The following is an 18231-nucleotide window of genomic DNA, read 5'->3' on the forward strand; positions in this document are numbered from 1 at the left end:
ACAATTAAATTCTCCATGACCGCAACTATACCAACCCTAGCCAGTCAATACGAAGCCTCCACCACAGAAGCCAAATGGCAAAAATACTGGGAAGAAAACCAAATTTTCAAAGCCTCCCCAGAAAAAGGCGGTAAAACCTACTGCATCGTCATTCCACCCCCAAACGTCACCGGCAGTCTCCACATGGGGCACGCCTTTGAAGCCTCTCTCATCGATACCTTAATCCGCTACCATCGCATGAAAGGCTACAATACCCTCTGGGTACCCGGCACCGATCATGCCAGCATTGCAGTCCAAACAATCCTTGACAAACAACTCAAAGCAGAAGGCGTTTCGCGTTACGATTTAGGGCGAGAAAAATTCCTTGAACGCGCCTGGAAATGGAAAGCAGAATCGGGCGGAACAATAGTCAATCAACTACGCCGGCTTGGTGTTTCTGTTGACTGGACACGCGAACGTTTCACAATGGATGAAGGCTTATCGAAAGCCGTTTTAGAAGCCTTTATTCAACTCTATGAACAAGGCTTAATTTATCGCGGCGAATACTTAGTAAACTGGTGCCCAGAAACACAATCTGCGGTTTCTGATTTAGAAGTAGAAAATAAAGAAGTAGACGGCAATTTATGGCATTTTCGTTACCCCCTCAGCGATAATTCTGGTTATTTAGAAGTCGCTACAACTCGCCCGGAAACAATGCTGGGAGATACAGGAGTGGCGGTAAATCCTAATGATGAACGCTATAAACATTTAGTAGGAAAAACCTTAACTCTGCCGATAATGAACCGGCAAATCCCCATCATTGCCGATGAATTAGTAGACCCGGAATTTGGCACCGGCTGCGTCAAAGTTACCCCCGCGCACGATCCCAACGATTTTGAAATGGGTAAACGCCACAATTTGCCGTTTATTAATATTATGAACAAAGACGGCACTTTAAATGAAAATGCGGGGGATTTTGCCGGCCAAAAACGCTTTGATGCTCGTAAAAATGTTGTAAAGCGGCTTGAGGAAGAAGGGTTTTTAGTTAAAATTGAAAACTATAAACATAGCGTTCCTTATAGTGACAGGGGTAAGGTGCCGGTGGAACCCCTCCTCTCAACACAATGGTTTGTCAAAATTCGCCCCTTAGCTGACAGATGCCTGGAATTTTTAGATAATCAAAATTCGCCCAATTTTGTGCCGCAACGTTGGGAAAAAGTTTATCGAGATTGGCTGGTAAAATTAAAAGATTGGTGTATTTCTCGGCAACTTTGGTGGGGTCATCAAATCCCGGCTTGGTATGTGGTGAGTGAAACCAATGGCGAAATAAAAGATAACACTCCGTTTATCGTAGCGCGCAACGAAGCAGAAGCCGAAGAAAAAGCCAAATTGCAATTTGGAGAAAATGTCAAACTTCAACAAGATGCCGATGTTTTGGATACTTGGTTTTCGTCTGGTTTGTGGCCGTTTTCTACATTAGGATGGCCGGAAAAAACCCTAGATTTAGAGACATATTATCCAAACGCAACTCTTGTCACCGGCTTTGATATTATCTTTTTCTGGGTGGCGCGGATGACAATGATGGCGGGACATTTCACCGGCCAAATGCCATTTAAAGACGTTTACATTCACGGGTTGGTACTTGATGAAAACGGACGCAAACAATCAAAATCTGCCGGTAATGGCATTGATCCGCGAGTATTAATTACAAAATATGGTACCGATGCTTTGCGGTATGCTTTGATAAAAGAAGTTGTGGGTGCCGGTCAAGATATCCGCTTAGAATACAATCGCAAAACCGATGAATCAGCAACCGTTGAAGCGGCGAGAAATTTCACTAATAAAATGTGGAATGCGGCGCGGTTCGTGATGATGAATTTGGATGGAATGACACCGCAACAATTGGGTAATCCTGATAAAGAAAGTTTAGAATTAGCCGACCGGTGGATTTTGTCACGATTCCATCAAGTTGTGCAACAAACCGGCAATTCTATCGACAATTATGGCCTAGGAGAAGCAGCAAAAGGACTGTATGAGTTTTTCTGGGGTGAGTTTTGTGATTGGTACATTGAATTAGTCAAAACTCGCTTACAAGGAGAAGAAAAAAACACCCGTCGAGTCGCACAACAAACCTTAGCATCTGTGTTAGAAGGTGTGCTGAAATTGCTGCATCCTTTTATGCCGCATATTACGGCAGAAATTTGGCATACTTTGACACAGGCGGGAGAAAATGATACTTTGGCTTTGCAAAGTTATCCAGAAGTTGATGCCGGTTTCATTGATAGCGAATTAGAATCACAGTTTGAATTGTTGTTTGAGACAATTCGGACAATTCGTAATTTGCGAGCAAGTGCAGATGTGAAACCTTCGCAAAAAGTTAAAGCAATTTTGCAAAGCGAAAGCGAACGGGAACAGCAAATTTTAACAGCAGCAAAGTCTTATATTCAAGATTTAGCTAAAGTTGAAGAATTGACAATTACCGCCGTTTTGGAAAACCAACCACAGCAAACAATGGCGGGAGTTGTGGGAACTGTGCAAGTTTTGATGCCTTTGGCGGGGGTGGTTGATGTTGTTGCACTCCGCGCTAAACTAGAGAAAAAACTGGCAAAAGTTGACGCTGATATTAACAGTTTGTCGGCGCGTTTAGCAAAACCGACTTTTGTGGAAAATGCCAAACCGGAAGTCGTGCAAGGTGCAAAAGATGCGCTGGCGGAAGCACAAAAACAAGCTGAAATTTTGCGTGAAAGATTGCAAGGTTTGACGGAGTAATTTGTTGGGGCCGGCTTACTAAGAAGGGGCCGGCCTCCTGCAATTATTTATTTTCCTCCAAGAAAGAAATAGTTATATCAAGAATTCCTGAAATTGCTGGCAGGAAAAAAAGAAGAGGCGGCTAAAATAAGAATAAGCATTTAATTGACAACAGTAAAAATACGGAAATTTTCCAGCCAACTCTGGCATTTATCAACGAAATTAGCTAAAAAACTTAATAAAATATCCAGGCAAAATTAGATAAAATTACATAGACTCAGAAAGCTAGGGCATCAAAAGCGTAAAAATTTATACCAAATAGATGCGCCTGCAAAAAAGTCATCAGAAAGAATCAGTAAGCATCCCCTGTTTTAGCAAATGAAAGACGTCAAAATTTTTGGATTACCAGCCGAGAAAGGCCGGTGGTTAATGATCCCTTTAGGAATAGCCGTCATGCTGTGTCTGGGCACAGTATATTCATGGAGTATATTCCGAAAACCCTTAGAAAAAATGCTCAGCATCAGCGCTACAGAAAGCCTTTTGCCTTTCACGGTGATGCTTGTTGTATATGCAATATTAATGCCAATTACCGGCTTTTATATCGATAAAATTGGCGTTCGCAAAACGATAGCTATTGGCGGGGCTTTGACAGGGTTAGGCTATCTTCTTTCAAGTTTTGCACCAAACATTACCGTTTTAGTAATCACTTATGGCATCATTGGAGGTGCCGGCGTTGGCATAGCCTACGGAGTACCCTTAGCGGTTTCTGCAAAATGGTTTCCCGACAAAAAAGGCTTAGCACTTGGCTTAACTGTGATAGGTTTCGGCTTATCACCCCTTGTAACAGCACCCATCGCCAATAGCCTCATTCAAATTTTTGAAGTACCCAGAACATTTGCCATATTAGGCATTGGTTTTATCCTCTTAATCCTGCCAATTTCTACCCTCATTCAAATTCCACCGGCAGGGTGGACACCGGCAGGGTGGACACCAAAAGAAGCCATAAATGTTTCCTTAAAAACCGGCGAAACACCCCTCTTAAAAACCCCCAGTTTTTATGCCTTATGGATCTGCTATACCATTGGAACTTTTTGCGGTTTAGCAGCCATAGGAATTTCCAGCACAGTCGCTCAAGAAATCATTAAACTCGATGCCGGTACTGCTGCAATTGCCGTTTCTTTATTTGCCATTTGTAACGGCGTAGCGCGTCCTACTTTTGGCTGGGTAACTGATAGATTAAAACCCAAATTAGCCGCCGTTGCCAACTACGTTTTAATCCTCATCGCCTCAATTTTAATGAGCAGTGCCGGTGAAGGAAACATCGCCACCTACCTCATCGCCTTTTGCCTATTTTGGCTCTCCCTTGGCGGCTGGTTAGCCATCGCTCCCACCGCCACTATTACCCTCTTTAAACCCGAAGATTACACCAAAAACTACGGCGTTGTTTTCACCGCTTACGGAGTGGGTGCATTATTAGGAACTATCGTAGCCGGTAGAATACGCGACTTGTTTGGCAGTTACACTTTTGCATTTTATGTCACTGGTGTGCTTGCCATTGTTGGCATTATTATTGCCGTTTTTAGCTTAAAAAAAGCCGGTAGCATCACTCAATAAGTTTTTCTAAAAAAAAGAATCTCGCAGAGACTTACCCTGCGAGATTCTGCGTTTTAAGAGCTTATATCTCTATCTTGAAGCCGGCAAAGAAAGAGCAGGGTTAACCGGCTCATAAACATCCACCGGCTCATTTTTTAAAAACACATCCCGAATAAACCGCGCTACTAAACGTTGAGCAAGCCGGCCCGCAATTTGTTGACCCATTTTTTGGGTTTCAGGTTTAGCAATTAACTGAGGAATAGCCGTCGCCACTTTCAGCGGATCAAAACCCCTCGTTTCTTGCAAAATTGCAATTATGCGTTTAATATTTTCGAGTTTTTGCTGATCAGCCACAGAAACCGCCGGTTGTTCAACGTGCAAACCAAACCATTCACTCACCACCGCCGTCGCATTTTGTAAACTTTGACGTGATAAAGTATCCACACTTTTCACAATCTCATCAACCAAATAATCCCTAATAAAATCCCCACGTTCGGAAAACAGAAACTCCAGCGCTTGATTCAAAGCCTGACTGATATCATAATCATCGCTACTCTGTGCATTCTTGAGCAAATTCTCCAAACGATTCCAGCGAAAACTACCTTCTTTAAATAACAAATCTCGCAAAGAAGCACGCAACTCCGGCGACGGATCTGTTAACAACCTTTTCGCCACATAAGGATAAGCTTTGCTCAAAACTTTAAAATTCGGATCAACATTTATCGCAATCCCTTCAAGCGTCACCAACGAGCGAATAATTAAGGCATAATACGCCGGCACCCTAAACGGATACTCATACATCACCTCAGAAAGTTGATCGGTAATACTCTTGAAATTTAACTCCGCAACAGAAGCCCCCAAAGCATTATTAAAAACCCCCGCCAGCGCCGGAATAATCGGCGTTAAATCAGTGTCAGGAGTCAAAAACTCTAAACTCACATAATCTCTTGCCAAGCCTTCAAAATCGCGGTTTACCAAGTGAACAACGGCCTCAATTAAGCCATACCGCTGATAAGGTTTAACTTGACTCATCATGCCAAAATCCAGATAAGCCAATTGTCCGTCTGTGGTGGCTAATAAATTTCCGGGGTGCGGATCAGCGTGAAAAAATCCGTGTTCTAATAACTGCCGTAAAGAACACTGCACGCCGACTTCTATTAAATAAGCTGCATCAATTCCTTGCTGACGAAGTGCCTCAATATTTGTTAATTTTGTGCCATTAATCCACTCCATTGTCAACACACGAGTATTTGTGTATTGCCAGTAAATTTGCGGCACATAAATATCTTTTAAATGGCCGTAAAGTTCGGCAAAGCGTTCAGCATTTCGGCCTTCTTGGCTATAGTCCATTTCTTCAAAAATCCGGGCCGCAAATTCATCAGTAATTTCTACTAAATTGCTGCGAACTTGCTTCACATTATTTTGCACCCAAGCTGATAATTTCCGTAAAATATAAACATCTAAAGTGATGCTCTCTGCTAAACCTGGTCGCTGAACTTTTACTGCTACCGTTTCGCCGGTTTTCAGTTTGCCTTTATAAACTTGCCCCAACGAGGCCGCCGCCACCGGCATCGCTGTTAATTCTGCATAAATTTCTTGCGGCGGTGCACCTAATTCTTCCTCAATAAATTGATAGGCTAACTGATTGGGAAAAGGTGGTAATTGATCTTGTAGTTTGGTTAATTCTTCTAAATAACTTGGCGGCACTAAATCAGGTCTAGTTGAAAGCGCCTGCCCGACTTTAATAAAAGCTGGGCCTAATTCTGTTAGTAATTGCCGGATTTGTTCGGCACGTTTCGGCTGATTTTTGACGGTTTGGCCGGTTTTTTGATCCCACAAAATACCCAAACCAAAACTAGCAAATCTCCGCACAATTCCTAAAGCCCGGCCCCAAACTTGCACCGGCCGGTTTTTGTAATATTCGGCAATCGCCACCGGATCATAACGCAAGGCGTCGCTTTCGGGGGCCGGTAGATATTCCGTTGTTGCCTCTACGGTAGGCAAAAGCTGGCTTTCTACCGTGACTGTAGCTAGGGTATTCTGCTCAGATAAGTTGGGGGAGGCAGTTTTGGTTTGCATTGGCTCGCTATATATTAGAAGTGACCTTAACGTATTGTAACAATTTGCCGGCGATGGGGTAGGTGGTTTTCCCGATAGGGATGGGTGGGGATTGGTGATTGGCAACTAAAAAATACGAATTAAGCCTATAAAAAAAGCAAAAAACTCTTGCCAAGGCTTCTGGTGATTGGTTAGTCTAGTTAAAGAACAATTATCACCTTTTTTCTTTTCTCAAAAAAAAATATGACAGACAACTCTCACAGAAAAATCAAATACGATAATACGAAAACCACCGAGATTTTCCTCTTTAATGACATAAGTCATGCCCAATATTTTGCGATTCTTAAAAACAAGTATGATGCCAACAGCTATCAAGATTCTTCCCCCGCAAGTCTGCTTTATCTAATTTTACGCAAAGCCGATCTTGACCTCGAAATTAACAGTTTTGAGCTATATTGGTTAAAAGAAAAGCAGCTTTTCTCCACATTAAATTGTCTGGCCCTTAAACAATATCAATCTCAAGAGAAAAACCGCCTAGAAAAAGAATTAAGCGTCCTCAAAACAAAATATAAAGTCCCTGCCGCGTTTAAGTGTGACAGTGACAATCGATTATCTTCGATTTTATGGAAACTAGAAGCCGGGGAAACCCTCAAACAACGAGAAATCAACTACCTCCAGCAAAACCAACTTGATGCAACTCTTCAACTTGTCGAACAAATTAAAGAATTTGCCGGCTTAAAAGTTAAGTATTGCAGCACACAATATCAAGAATGTTTCCCCGACAGCCGGTTGTATCATATCCTCAAACAACTAGATGCAGAAAAAGCATTAACTGACGAAGAAACAACCTGGCTTTTAGAAAACGGCTTGCTCGAAACCTTAGAAATTTGTTGGCAACAAGAAGCAGCGAAAGATATTGAATTTACCCAGCTAAAAGAAAAGTATCACATCACACAACATCCTGAGAATTCGTCAGATTCACCACTTTATTTGATTCTCAAAAAATTGGAAAAAGACACCGTTTTAAGCGCTGAGGATCAAAACTGGTTAAAGCAAAATGGCAGTGCTACGGCTCAACTGGCTGAGTATCAAGAACAAAAGCAGGAATTTAGCCAGTTAAAAGATAAATTCCTAGCGAGTTCATATCAAGATCAATGCCCTTATAGCCCACTTTATGACATTTTGAAGAAACTCAAATCTTGTCAGGAAGAATTAAAATCCGAAGAAATGAAGTTTCTCAAAGATGCCGATTTATTGGAAACTGCAAATGAAGCCAAAAAAATATCTCATTTTGTCCAACTCAAACAAAAATATCAAGCCGATACTCCAGCAGAAAGTTCGCTAAATAATTATTTGTATTCTATTCTGCGGCAACTTGATTCAGAACATCAACTCTGTGAAACTGATATCAATTGGTTGAAAATGCGCCGGCTCAATAAAACCGCTGAAATTGCTACAAATATCAGCAAGTTTACCAAGCTGAAAACCAAGTATAAAGCCGCAGACTATGAAGATTACTCCCTAGAGAGCCGGTTGTATCAAATTTTGGTAAACTTTGACCAAAAATCTCAAATAACCGCTGCTGATATTGAGTGGTTGGAGGAACAGAATTTGAGTGAAACTGTCAAAAGTATTGCCCAAATAATTCTAGTTCGTCACTTTAACTCTCTTAAATCTAAGTATCGAATAGTTGACCCCAATTTACCATTTGATCCTTTTTACGAAATCATGTGTAAATTGGAAAAAGGAGAAAGGCTTGATGAATTATTGGTAACAAAATTAATGGCAGAGAAAATGCTGTCGAGGGAGGGAGAAATTGCCAAAGCCCATTACCGGCAAGAAGCCCAATTTCACGAAAAAGAATATGAGCAAACAAAAGACATCTATCTTTTGCCTACGATAAGTAGTGAATGGCGAAAAGCTCAAGAACCACAAAAGGCATTAGCAATTACTCAAAAAGCCAATCTTGCTGAAATTAAAGACAAACGGCTAAAATCACGAATTTGCGTTACACGAGGTGGGGCTTTCCGAGATATTGGTGACTTACAACAGGCAGAAAAATATGCTTTAATTGCCTTTGAATGCCAGCCTGATACTCATCAACCTTGCACTTTAATGGGAGCAATTTGTTATGAATGCGGGCGTTATCCAGAGGGGGATGATTGGTATGAAAAAGCCAGGGAACGAGGCGCAAAAGTTGATGAAATTGAGGAAGAAATTCAGCGCTACGTCAAGAGAATTAAAGACAAAAATAAACAACGCAAAGCAGCAGAGTATTTAGTCAAAAAAGACTCGTTTGTTTATGCTTGGGCAAAGGTTTATTTAGAATAAAAGCATCTGCCGGTTAATTCGGGGCCGGTTAATTCGGTGCCGGTTAATTTGGGGCCGGTTAATTCGGTGCCGGTTAAATAGCGGCTAAACGATAAAAATCTGCCGGTTAAAACCGGCAGCTACACGAATAAAGTCCTACGGACTAAATACAACCCTTTCCTAACCCCGGAGGGGTTTTTTTCTTGTAGCGCCGGTTTTAACCGGTGACTAAATAAAGCCGTTTTATAACCCCCGATGGGCTTTTTTTCCTGTCCACCCATCAACCACCACCCATCAACCGCACCCATCCACCCCCAAACTTAACCAAACTTCAACCAACCCACCGGCACCCGTTGCCTATAATGATTAAGCGGTAGCATATTCCCAACCCTCACCCCCACACTCCATGCTGCTATCCTTAAGCATTGAAAACTTCGCCCTCATAGACAAACTAGAACTCCAATTCGGCACCGGCCTCAACGTACTCACCGGCGAAACCGGCGCCGGCAAATCAATCATCCTCGACGCCCTAGACGCCGCCCTCGGAGGCAAACTCAGCAGCAGAGCCATCCGCACCGGCACAACCCGTTCCCTCATCGAAGCCACCTTTCACCTCACCCCACCCGTCCTAAACTGGCTAAAAACCCAAGAAATAGACCCCCTCGACAGCAACACCCTCATCGCCAGCCGCGAACTCACCGCCGGTCAAAACAGCCTTAGATCCCGTTCCCGCCTCAACGGAATCCTAGTCAACCGGCAACTCATGGATCAACTACGCGAACTCATCGTCGAAATCACCGCCCAAGGCCAAACAGTCCACCTCGGTCAGCAGGCCCGCCAGCGACACTGGCTAGACGCCTTTGGCGGAAACCCCATCATCCAACAACGGCAAATCGTCGCCAGCGCCTACACAACAGCCCAACAAGCCCAACAAGCCCTCGAACAAAAAAAACAAGGAGAACAACAACGCCTCCAAAGACTAGACCTCATAGAATACCAACTCAAAGAACTCAGCAGCGCCAGCCTCCAAGAGCCAGACGAACAAACCCAACTCGAACAAGAACGCATCCGCCTCAGCCACACAGTCGAACTCCAACAACAAAGTTACAACGTCTATCAAATCATCTACCAAAACGACAACGACGCCCAAGCCGCCGCCGATCTACTTGGCAAAGCCGAAACCATCCTCACCGACATGGTGAAATTCGACAGCCAACTGCAACCCATCCTAGAATTAGTCAGCAACGCCATCGCCCACATCACAGAAGCCGGTCGAGAAATATCCAACTACGGCGCCAGTTTAGAATCAGATCCCGAACGCCTCGAAGAAGTAGAAGAACGCATCCACCTCCTCAAACAAATCTGCCGAAAATACGGCCCCACCCTAGCCGACGCCATTAACTATTACGAAAAAATCCAAATAGAACTAGAAGAACTCAACGGCGGCGGACAATCCCTAGAAACCCTCGAAAAAGCCTATAAAATTGCTTATAGCGAACTTGAAAAAGCCTGTCAAATACTCACAAACCTGCGCGCAAAAGCAGCAACCACCCTCGAACAAAAACTCATCGAAGAACTCAAACCCCTAGCAATGGAAAAAGTGCAATTTCAAGTCGAAATTGCCCCAACAACACCCACAGCCACCGGCTCAGATCGCATCACATTCCTCTTTAGCCCCAATGCCGGTGAACCCCTCCAACCCCTCAACGAAACCGCCTCCGGCGGCGAAATGAGCCGCTTTCTGCTCGCCCTCAAAGCCTGCTTTGCCGACCTAGACGACACCGACACCCTCGTATTTGACGAAATCGATGTTGGAGTCTCAGGAAGAGTCGCCCAAGCCATCGCCGAAAAACTCAACCAACTCTCCCACCACCATCAAGTCCTCTGCGTCACCCACCAACCCCTCGTCGCCGCAATGGCAGACCATCATTACCGCGTCAGCAAATTTGTCATTAACCCAGACCTCGAACTGCAAAGCACACAAACCGGAAAAAGTCAAGAAGAATTTTCCTCAGACGTGCGAACCGTCGTCCGCGTCAGCCCCCTAAATACCACAGAAAGAAGAGAAGAACTCGCCACCCTGGCCGGTGGACAATCAGCCCAACAATCCATCGCCTTTGCCGACTCCCTGCTCGTCCAAGCAGCCAGCCTCAGACAAAAAAAACTGCCAACAACAGCCAAAAGCGTCAGAAACAGACCTTAAGTAAAAAATAAAAAGTGAAAAATTTCCCAAAAAAAATTTTACCTCCCCCAAACAGCCATCCCTAGCCCCCCCCACATCCCCGTTATCTCCCCCATCACTAAAAAAAGCAAAAATTGGTAGAAATGGGTACAAATATTTCCTAAGAAAATGTGGAAAACTAGAAAAGGGCCATTAGCATCCGAGCACCCCCCCAAACAACCAAAACCTACCACCCCTCAAAACGTGCTATCAATTTAACATCAACAACATAAAATCAAAGTCCTCAACCAAACAACAGAGTAAACTTGAGTAGTAATCTTGAACCGGCGCACCAAGGATGCAACACATCCCTGACACCTTGCCCCTCAAGATACTCACACAGTCGAAGTCGTTCCCTGACTCCAGGCATCTTCAAAGAGAAAAGAGCTATGACAGCGGCATCTCACAAACCAAATTGGGAAACGGGCCAGGTGATAGACGTCACCCCCCAGGTTGAGGGTAAAAAAACACCCCCATCCAAGCCTGTAACTTTAACCAGTGCATCGAACAGTCCCCAGAACTCATCCTCTAACACTGCCATCGTTCAAACCAAAGGAACCTTCTCCGAGTTCCTCGCGCCCTTGACGAAAGACACCTTTAAACAGGTAGTCACCGATGTAGAAAAAAAACTTGAGGTTGTCAATCAAACCCTGTCCATGCTCGATAGTATGCTGGACTCCCAAGGGTTTGACTCAATTTTGAACGAGATGTTGCGCTCGATCACCCTCAAAACCGGGGAACTGCTCAACGCAGATCGCAGCACCATTTATTTACTTGACGAAGAAAAAAACGAACTGTGGTCTATCGTCGCCAAAGACGAAAAAGGCAATAACCTCGAACTACGATTTCCTTCTACTGTAGGCATTGCCGGTGAAGTCGCCACCACAAAAAAAATCGTTAATATTGCCTTTGATTTTTACGACGATCCCCGCTCAACCGCCGCTAAAAAATTCGATGAGAAAAACAAATATCGCACCTTCACAATGTTGGTGCTACCTTTGCTCACTGAAGACGGCGATTTAGTTGCAGTAGTTCAGTTAATCAATAAATTAAAAAAAGTCAACGACCCAGAAGCCGCACTCATAGAACGAATTGATACAAGAGGTTTTACACAAGAAGATGAAGCCGTATTTGCCGATTTTGCCCCCTCAATTCGGTTAATTCTCGAATCGTCACGCTCATTTTATAAAGCAACTCAAAAACAACGCGCCGCCTCCGCCTTAATGGCAGCCATCGAATCGCTGTCAAAAAGCAGTTTAGACCTCGAAGACACCCTTTCAAAGGTGATGGACGAGGCAAAAACATTGATGAATGCAGACCGCAGTACCCTTTGGTTACTCGACCACGAAAAAGACCAACTGTGGACAAAAATTCCCATTCAAGGCAAATTAACAGAAATTCGCATTCCCCGTACCGGCGGCTTTGCCGGCCAGGTAGCAGAATCTCACGAACCCCTGTTAATTCCTTTTGATGCCTACGAACAAGCCGGCTCAGAACAAGCCAAAAAAACTGACCAAAAAACCGGCTACCGCACTTGCAGTATGTTATGTATGCCAGTGTTTAATGCCGATGGTCACTTAATCGGAGTCACACAATTAATTAATAAGAAAAAACAAGGAGATTACCCCGCCTATAACCCCGAAGAATGGCCGAATGCTCCCGAATGTTGGAAAGCCAGCTTTAACCGCGCCGACTTGGAATTTATGAGAGCGTTTAATATTCAAGCTGGAGTAGCTTTGCAAAATGCCAAACTTTTTGCCGAAGTTAAACAGCAAGAACAAATGCAAAAAGACATTTTGCGGAGTATTTCAAACGCGATTATTTCTACCGATAAAAGCGGTCATATCATCGCCGCCAACGAAAGTGCCAGAAAATTACTCGGCCTCGCAGAAGAACAAAAAATAGAAGGCAAAGATATTAAAGACTTGGTGCTACTAGAAAAAGGCGACTTCTGTAAATGGCTCAGCGATGGCCTGGCCGGTCAAAACCCCAAATCAAGAGAACAATATTACCCAGAACAAACCCTCATTTCCACCAAAGAAGAACAGCACAGCATTAACTTATCGATCAACACTATGGCCGATGCCATCGACCACAACACCGTCAACGGCGTTTTGGTTGTCATGGAAGACATCAGCAACGAAAAACGACTCAAGAGCACTATGTACCGCTACATGACTCAAGAAGTCGCTGAACAGTTGCTTGCCTCTGGTGACACCGGCCTCGGTGGTAAACGCAAAAAAGTCTCCGTGCTATTTTCCGATATTCGCAGCTACACAACCCTCAGTGAAGGCATGACTGCTGAAGAAGTCGTCGAAATGCTTAACGATTATTTCGAGCGCATGGTCGATGCCGTGTTTAAATACAAAGGCACTCTCGACAAATACATCGGCGACGCCATCATGGCCGTATTTGGCTCACCCTTACCTCTGGCCGATCACGAATGGTGCGCCGTCCAAACCGCCGTCGAAATGCGCCACCGGCTCACCAGTTTTAACAAAGAGCGCCTTGAAATTGGCAAAAAAGCAATTAACATCGGCATAGGTATCCACTCCGATGAAGTCGTCAGCGGAAACATCGGTTCTAGCAAACGCATGGAGTTAACCTCCATTGGTGACGGTGTAAACCTGGGTTCGCGTTTAGAAGGCACCAGCAAAATGTACGGCACCGATATCGTAATCAGCGATAAAACCTACGAACCTTGCCGAGATAAGGTATATGCACGGGAACTCGACTTTATCACCGTTAAAGGCAAAAGCGAGCCGGTTGTCATCTACGAATTGGTTGGCTTGCGCGATGAACCCATCGAAGACAGCAAACTCTCAATCATGGAGCACTATAACAAAGGCCGCGAATGTTACCGCAACCGGCAATTCGCTCAAGCCTTGGCTGAGTTTGGACAAGTCCAAGAAATTGACAAGAAAAACAAAGCAGCAATTTTGCACATCGAACGCTGTACGCATTTTCTCGATAGTCCACCCCCCGATGACTGGAATGGTGTCTGGGTACTTACAGAAAAGTAGTATGCTGAACTCAGAAGTCAAAAGGCAGAAGTGGCAATACCCGCAACTCACCCTTTTGACTTTTTGCACCACAATCAATTAAAGTTTGCTGGGGATTATGGAAGTGGGCAGCCTAGATGAACGTAGATATGTTTCAGTTTTGTTTTGTGATATCAGCGGCTACAACACCTTAACCGAAAAATTAAGCGCCTCTGATCTCAGCGCCTTGCTGAATGAATATTTCGAGATGATGGGAGAAACAGTTTCTAAGTTTAAAGAAAACCGCGAGCATCAAATTTTATCTGCTTGTATTGGCAACCGCATTATTGTTGTGTTTGGTTCTCCTTTACAGTTAGAAGACCATGCCTGGTTAGCGATGCAAACCGCTAATCAAATGAGCCGGCGGGTAGGAGAATTTAAAAACAACCTCCTCGCCAGCAATAAACCGGCCATTAAAATCGGCATCGGCATTCATTCCGACAGCGTTCCTTCTCGCAACTTATCCGCCACAAAAGGCATGGATTTTATGGCAATTGGTGCCGATGTTCATGTTGGCTACCGCCTCGAAGGAATCTGTAAGCAATATGGCTGTAATATTGTTATTAGTGAAAAAACCTACCAACTTTGTAAAGAAAAAATCCGAGTTAGAGAATTGGATTTTATCCGCTTACCGGGCGAAATTAGGCCGGTGACAATTTATGAATATTTGGGGTTAGATTCAGACACCATTTCTGACCACAAACAAGCAGCATTAAAACATTATCAAAAAGGCAGAGAACACTATCTTAATCGAAAATTTGCCCTGGCGATGGGAGAATTTGCCAAAGTGATGGAACTCGAAAGCAATGATAAAGCCGCCGCTATTCAGCTAAAACGCTGCCAGCACTGGCTCAAAACTCCACCCCCAGACGATGTAGAGTGGGACGGCTGCTGGCCCGGAAATTGAAGTCTTAAGCCTGGAGAGATGAGTAAAAATACCGGGCATAACTCCTAATTTCTCTTAACATTGCCAAAAAAATCTATCTTGGGTTGCAATTGTTTAATAGATAACAGCATTCCCTGGTGAAATCGTTAAAATGATATTATCAGGGATAAAAATTTTTTCCCTGGTGAAAATGACCGCGACCTACTCTATCAAACAAACTGACTCATGGACTCTGGTAGTATTCAACCAGCTAATTCTTCTGAACCCCCTCCCCAGATTTGGGGAAATAGGGTCGGAACTTTAATTGCATTATTCACCCTGATTGTACCTTTGTGGATCATCGGATCTTACTCTTCAAGCAGTCTCAAAGTCGCTGCGCCGGTGGCTCAACCAATGCAAATATTACGAAAATAGCAACTCTTGAGTGGGGGCCGGTTTAGGGTATCTGCCCTGGGCTGCGCCCCAGGCTGGGAATTGGTGAGCACAAACAACCCCTGCTCAAGAAAAAATAATCAATGTGTCGCTAGAATCCCCTAAAATGCTATTCGGGACAAAGCCGCTAAAAGGCATTCCCTTATTGTTAGCTTGGAGAAAACGCGAAGTGGATTTATCGAGGATTCCTGCACAACCTAAACAGGGTTTAATCAACGTTTTGATTGAAATTCCCAAAGGCAGCAAAAACAAATACGAGTTTGACAAAGATATGCAAGCTTTCGCCCTCGACCGGGTGCTGTATTCATCGGTACAATATCCTTGTGATTATGGATTTGTACCCAACACTCTAGGCGATGATGGCGATCCTCTCGATGGAATGGTGATGATGGATCAGCCAACCTTCCCTGGTTGCGTCATTGCAGCGCGTCCGATTGGTATGCTGGAAATGATCGATGGCGGAGATCGAGACGAAAAAATTCTCTGCGTGCCCGACAAAGACCCCCGCTATGCAAACATCAAATCGTTAAAGGATGTATCTCAACATCGCCTCGATGAAATCGCCGAATTTTTCAAGACTTACAAAAACCTAGAGAAAAAAGTCACAGAAATTCGCGGCTGGCTGGATGTTGACCAAGTTATGCCTTTAGTCGAAAAGTGCATAGCAGCATATAAATAAATAGCCAGCAGTCATTTGTCAAAAGCCAGTGGTTATTGGTTATTCGGAACAATAAACCAGTAATGACAACTGACTCTTAAAAGTCCTTTGTCAAGAGTTAAGGGTCAAGCGATAAAGTACAGGCCGGATTCTTGACTAATGACAAAGGACTTGTGACAAATGACTTTTAACAAATTAAGCCTTACCATATAAATAATCACTTTGGTGCTCTCATGCAGCGAACGTTTCTTTTAGCCAAAATTCATAATTGCACGCTTACGGCAGCCAATTTAGATTACATTGGCAGCATTAGTATTGACCGCACATTAATGGATGCCGCCGGCATTTTACCTTTTGAGCAGGTGCAGGTGGTGAATAAGGCAAATGGTGAACGTTTGATTACTTATGCTATACCGGCACCGGCCAATAGTGGAGCCATCGAACTCAACGGCGCGGCGGCGCGGCTGGGGATGAAAGGCGATACGCTAATAATTATGACTTACGCACAATTCACTGCGGAGGAGTTGAAAGAACACTCGCCAACGGTGGTTTTAGTTGATGAAAATAACCGCATTGTGACGGTCAATCATTACGGACAATTGTTAGAAGAAGCGGTTAATTAAAGGTTTTTTTAAGACACCGGCCTTATTCGAGATCGTCTAAATCTTCGCTACTTATTGCCGGCCCAAAATCGGGCACATTTACCGGCAAATAAACGCTAAATTTTGAACCAATTCCTACTTGACTTTCCACCGTTATTGTGCCGTGCATTATTTCACTAAGCCGGCGGCAAATTGCTAAACCTAAACCAATTCCGCTGTAGAGGCGCGTCATGGAATCATCAACCTGGGTAAAAGCTTCAAATAAATAGGGTAGGTGTTCGGCGGGAATACCGATGCCGGTGTCGGCGACTGAAAAAACGAAAAAGGGAGACTCTAAGGAATTTAAGTTTTGTTTTTCTTTAAGGTTAAAATCTTCTTTTTCTATTTTTTCAACTTTTAATAAAATGGTTCCTTCTTGAGTAAATTTGCTGGCATTAGTGAGCAAGTTTATCAAGATTTGGCGGAGTTTTGAGGGGTCAGCCGTGATAGATTCTGTCGGGCAATCTAATTCAACTTTTAAAATATTGCCATTTGTTTCTAAGACCGGCTTGATAGTTTTTACGATGTCATTAACCAATAGAGAAATATTTATAGTTTCTCTGTAAAATTTCATTTGACCGGCTTCTAGTTTAGAAATTTCCAGCAGATCATTAATTAAACTCAATAAATGGGTGCCGGCGGTTTTTATTTGGGCTAAATCATCAACTGAGTCGCTATTTCCAGAGGCTTGTGCTTCTTCCAAAAGCATATCGCTGTAGCCGATAATGACGCTGAGGGGTGTTCGCAATTCGTGACTCATGTTTGCTAAAAAAGCACTTTTGGCTTTACTGGCGGCTTCGGCGGCAATTTTTGCTTTTTTTAAAGCGGCTTCTGACTGTTTTCTCTCTGTAATTTCATGGCAATTTAGGACAAAACCTTTGACCGCCGGATGCTCTAATAAATTTGTAATCACCGATTCAAAAATACACCACTCTCCCGTAGAATGACGTATCCTGTACTCTGGTAACGGTATTCTCACTCGTGGAGTTTGTTTGGCTTTCTCAAACACAGGTAAAATAATTTTCAAATCTTCTGGGTGTGTCAGTTCAAATAGGGTTTTGCCCAGGACTTCGTTAAGTTCAAACCCCAAAATCCGCCTTAAAGAAGGACTGGCATACCGGCAAACCCAATCGGTATTTAAAACAACAATTAAATCTGTGCCATTTTCCAGCAACGCCCGAAATCGTTGCTCGGTTTCTAATTTTTGCCTAATCTGCTCCAGCATTTGTTTCTATGTTCACAAAATTTAATTATTCTTGCCAGGACAGTCAAATTTTAAAAAGTGTTGCATGATGTGAGAAAAAGCTTGATTGTAGAGGATTTGAGATAGGAAAAATAAGCTACCAAACTGTTTAAAATACAAATGGTGCCGGTTTAGGTAATACTTTTCGACGACTATCATAATTTTTTTATGGAGATGGCCTGCAAAATTTTGGCGGAGTAAGTCGAGGAATGTTCGGTAAAGTCCCACGATTTTCTTATCTAGTCTAACACCCTGGCCCTGCAAAGCTTTTCAATTGATCCTAGCCTTTGCCAGCCCAAGCCGAAAAAAACCCCGAAAAGTTCTCAAATCAGGTAAAAAATGATGATGGCCCTCAAACGTTGGGACAAACTCAGCGGCTAAATCCGAAAACTTGTATTAAGAGGATCGGAATTTTTGGATG

At 43.6% G+C, this 18231-nt stretch carries 11 protein-coding genes; 9 read left to right on the forward strand and 2 right to left on the reverse strand.

From position 1 onward, the window contains the following. Nucleotides 1–15 precede the first annotated feature (15 nt). Nucleotides 16–2748, forward strand: a complete 2733-nt coding sequence (locus tag NG798_RS13935; RefSeq protein WP_261223855.1) for a valine--tRNA ligase — start codon at nucleotides 16–18, stop codon at nucleotides 2746–2748. Between the two features lie 357 nt (nucleotides 2749–3105). Next, on the forward strand, nucleotides 3106–4341 hold the full coding sequence (locus NG798_RS13940; RefSeq protein WP_261223856.1) for an OFA family MFS transporter: 1236 nt from the start codon (nucleotides 3106–3108) through the stop codon (nucleotides 4339–4341). A gap of 69 nt (nucleotides 4342–4410) precedes the next feature. Here the strand turns inward: NG798_RS13940 and NG798_RS13945 are convergent, their stop codons facing one another. After that, nucleotides 4411–6399, reverse strand: a complete 1989-nt coding sequence (locus NG798_RS13945; RefSeq protein WP_261223857.1) for an AarF/ABC1/UbiB kinase family protein — start codon at nucleotides 6397–6399, stop codon at nucleotides 4411–4413. 222 nt (nucleotides 6400–6621) lie between these two features. Between NG798_RS13945 and NG798_RS13950 the strand changes: the two genes are divergently transcribed. The 7 genes from NG798_RS13950 (at nucleotide 6622) to panD (ending at nucleotide 16549) form a co-directional block, all read left to right on the forward strand. Then, nucleotides 6622–8709, forward strand: a complete 2088-nt coding sequence (locus NG798_RS13950) for a hypothetical protein (RefSeq protein ID WP_261223859.1) — start codon at nucleotides 6622–6624, stop codon at nucleotides 8707–8709. A 385-nt stretch (nucleotides 8710–9094) separates the two neighbouring features. Then, nucleotides 9095–10891 carry a DNA repair protein RecN gene (gene recN, locus NG798_RS13955; protein ID WP_261223862.1) on the forward strand — a complete coding sequence of 599 codons (1797 nt, stop codon included), beginning with the start codon at nucleotides 9095–9097 and terminating at the stop codon, nucleotides 10889–10891. A gap of 407 nt (nucleotides 10892–11298) precedes the next feature. Next, nucleotides 11299–13932, forward strand: coding sequence for an adenylate/guanylate cyclase domain-containing protein (locus NG798_RS13960; RefSeq protein WP_261223864.1), 2634 nt, complete (start codon nucleotides 11299–11301; stop codon nucleotides 13930–13932). A gap of 97 nt (nucleotides 13933–14029) precedes the next feature. Then, nucleotides 14030–14857: an adenylate/guanylate cyclase domain-containing protein gene (locus NG798_RS13965; RefSeq protein ID WP_261223866.1), complete on the forward strand. Its 828-nt coding sequence runs from the start codon at nucleotides 14030–14032 to the stop codon at nucleotides 14855–14857. Nucleotides 14858–15061: 204 nt separating this feature from the next. Continuing rightward, on the forward strand, nucleotides 15062–15250 hold the full coding sequence (locus NG798_RS13970; protein WP_261223868.1) for a hypothetical protein: 189 nt from the start codon (nucleotides 15062–15064) through the stop codon (nucleotides 15248–15250). Nucleotides 15251–15437: 187 nt separating this feature from the next. Continuing rightward, nucleotides 15438–15947: an inorganic diphosphatase gene (locus NG798_RS13975; RefSeq protein WP_261223949.1), complete on the forward strand. Its 510-nt coding sequence runs from the start codon at nucleotides 15438–15440 to the stop codon at nucleotides 15945–15947. Between the two features lie 212 nt (nucleotides 15948–16159). Then, entirely contained in the window at nucleotides 16160–16549 is a 390-nt protein-coding gene (gene panD, locus NG798_RS13980) for an aspartate 1-decarboxylase (RefSeq protein ID WP_261223878.1), read from the forward strand. 22 nt (nucleotides 16550–16571) lie between these two features. Here panD and NG798_RS13985 read toward each other — a convergent pair whose 3' ends face one another. After that, complete coding sequence (locus NG798_RS13985; protein ID WP_261223880.1) at nucleotides 16572–17792, reverse strand: PAS domain-containing sensor histidine kinase; 1221 nt, start codon at nucleotides 17790–17792, stop codon at nucleotides 16572–16574. Nucleotides 17793–18231 lie beyond the last annotated feature (439 nt).

This window comes from Ancylothrix sp. D3o (genome assembly GCF_025370775.1).
In the GTDB taxonomy this organism is placed as follows: domain Bacteria; phylum Cyanobacteriota; class Cyanobacteriia; order Cyanobacteriales; family Oscillatoriaceae; genus Ancylothrix.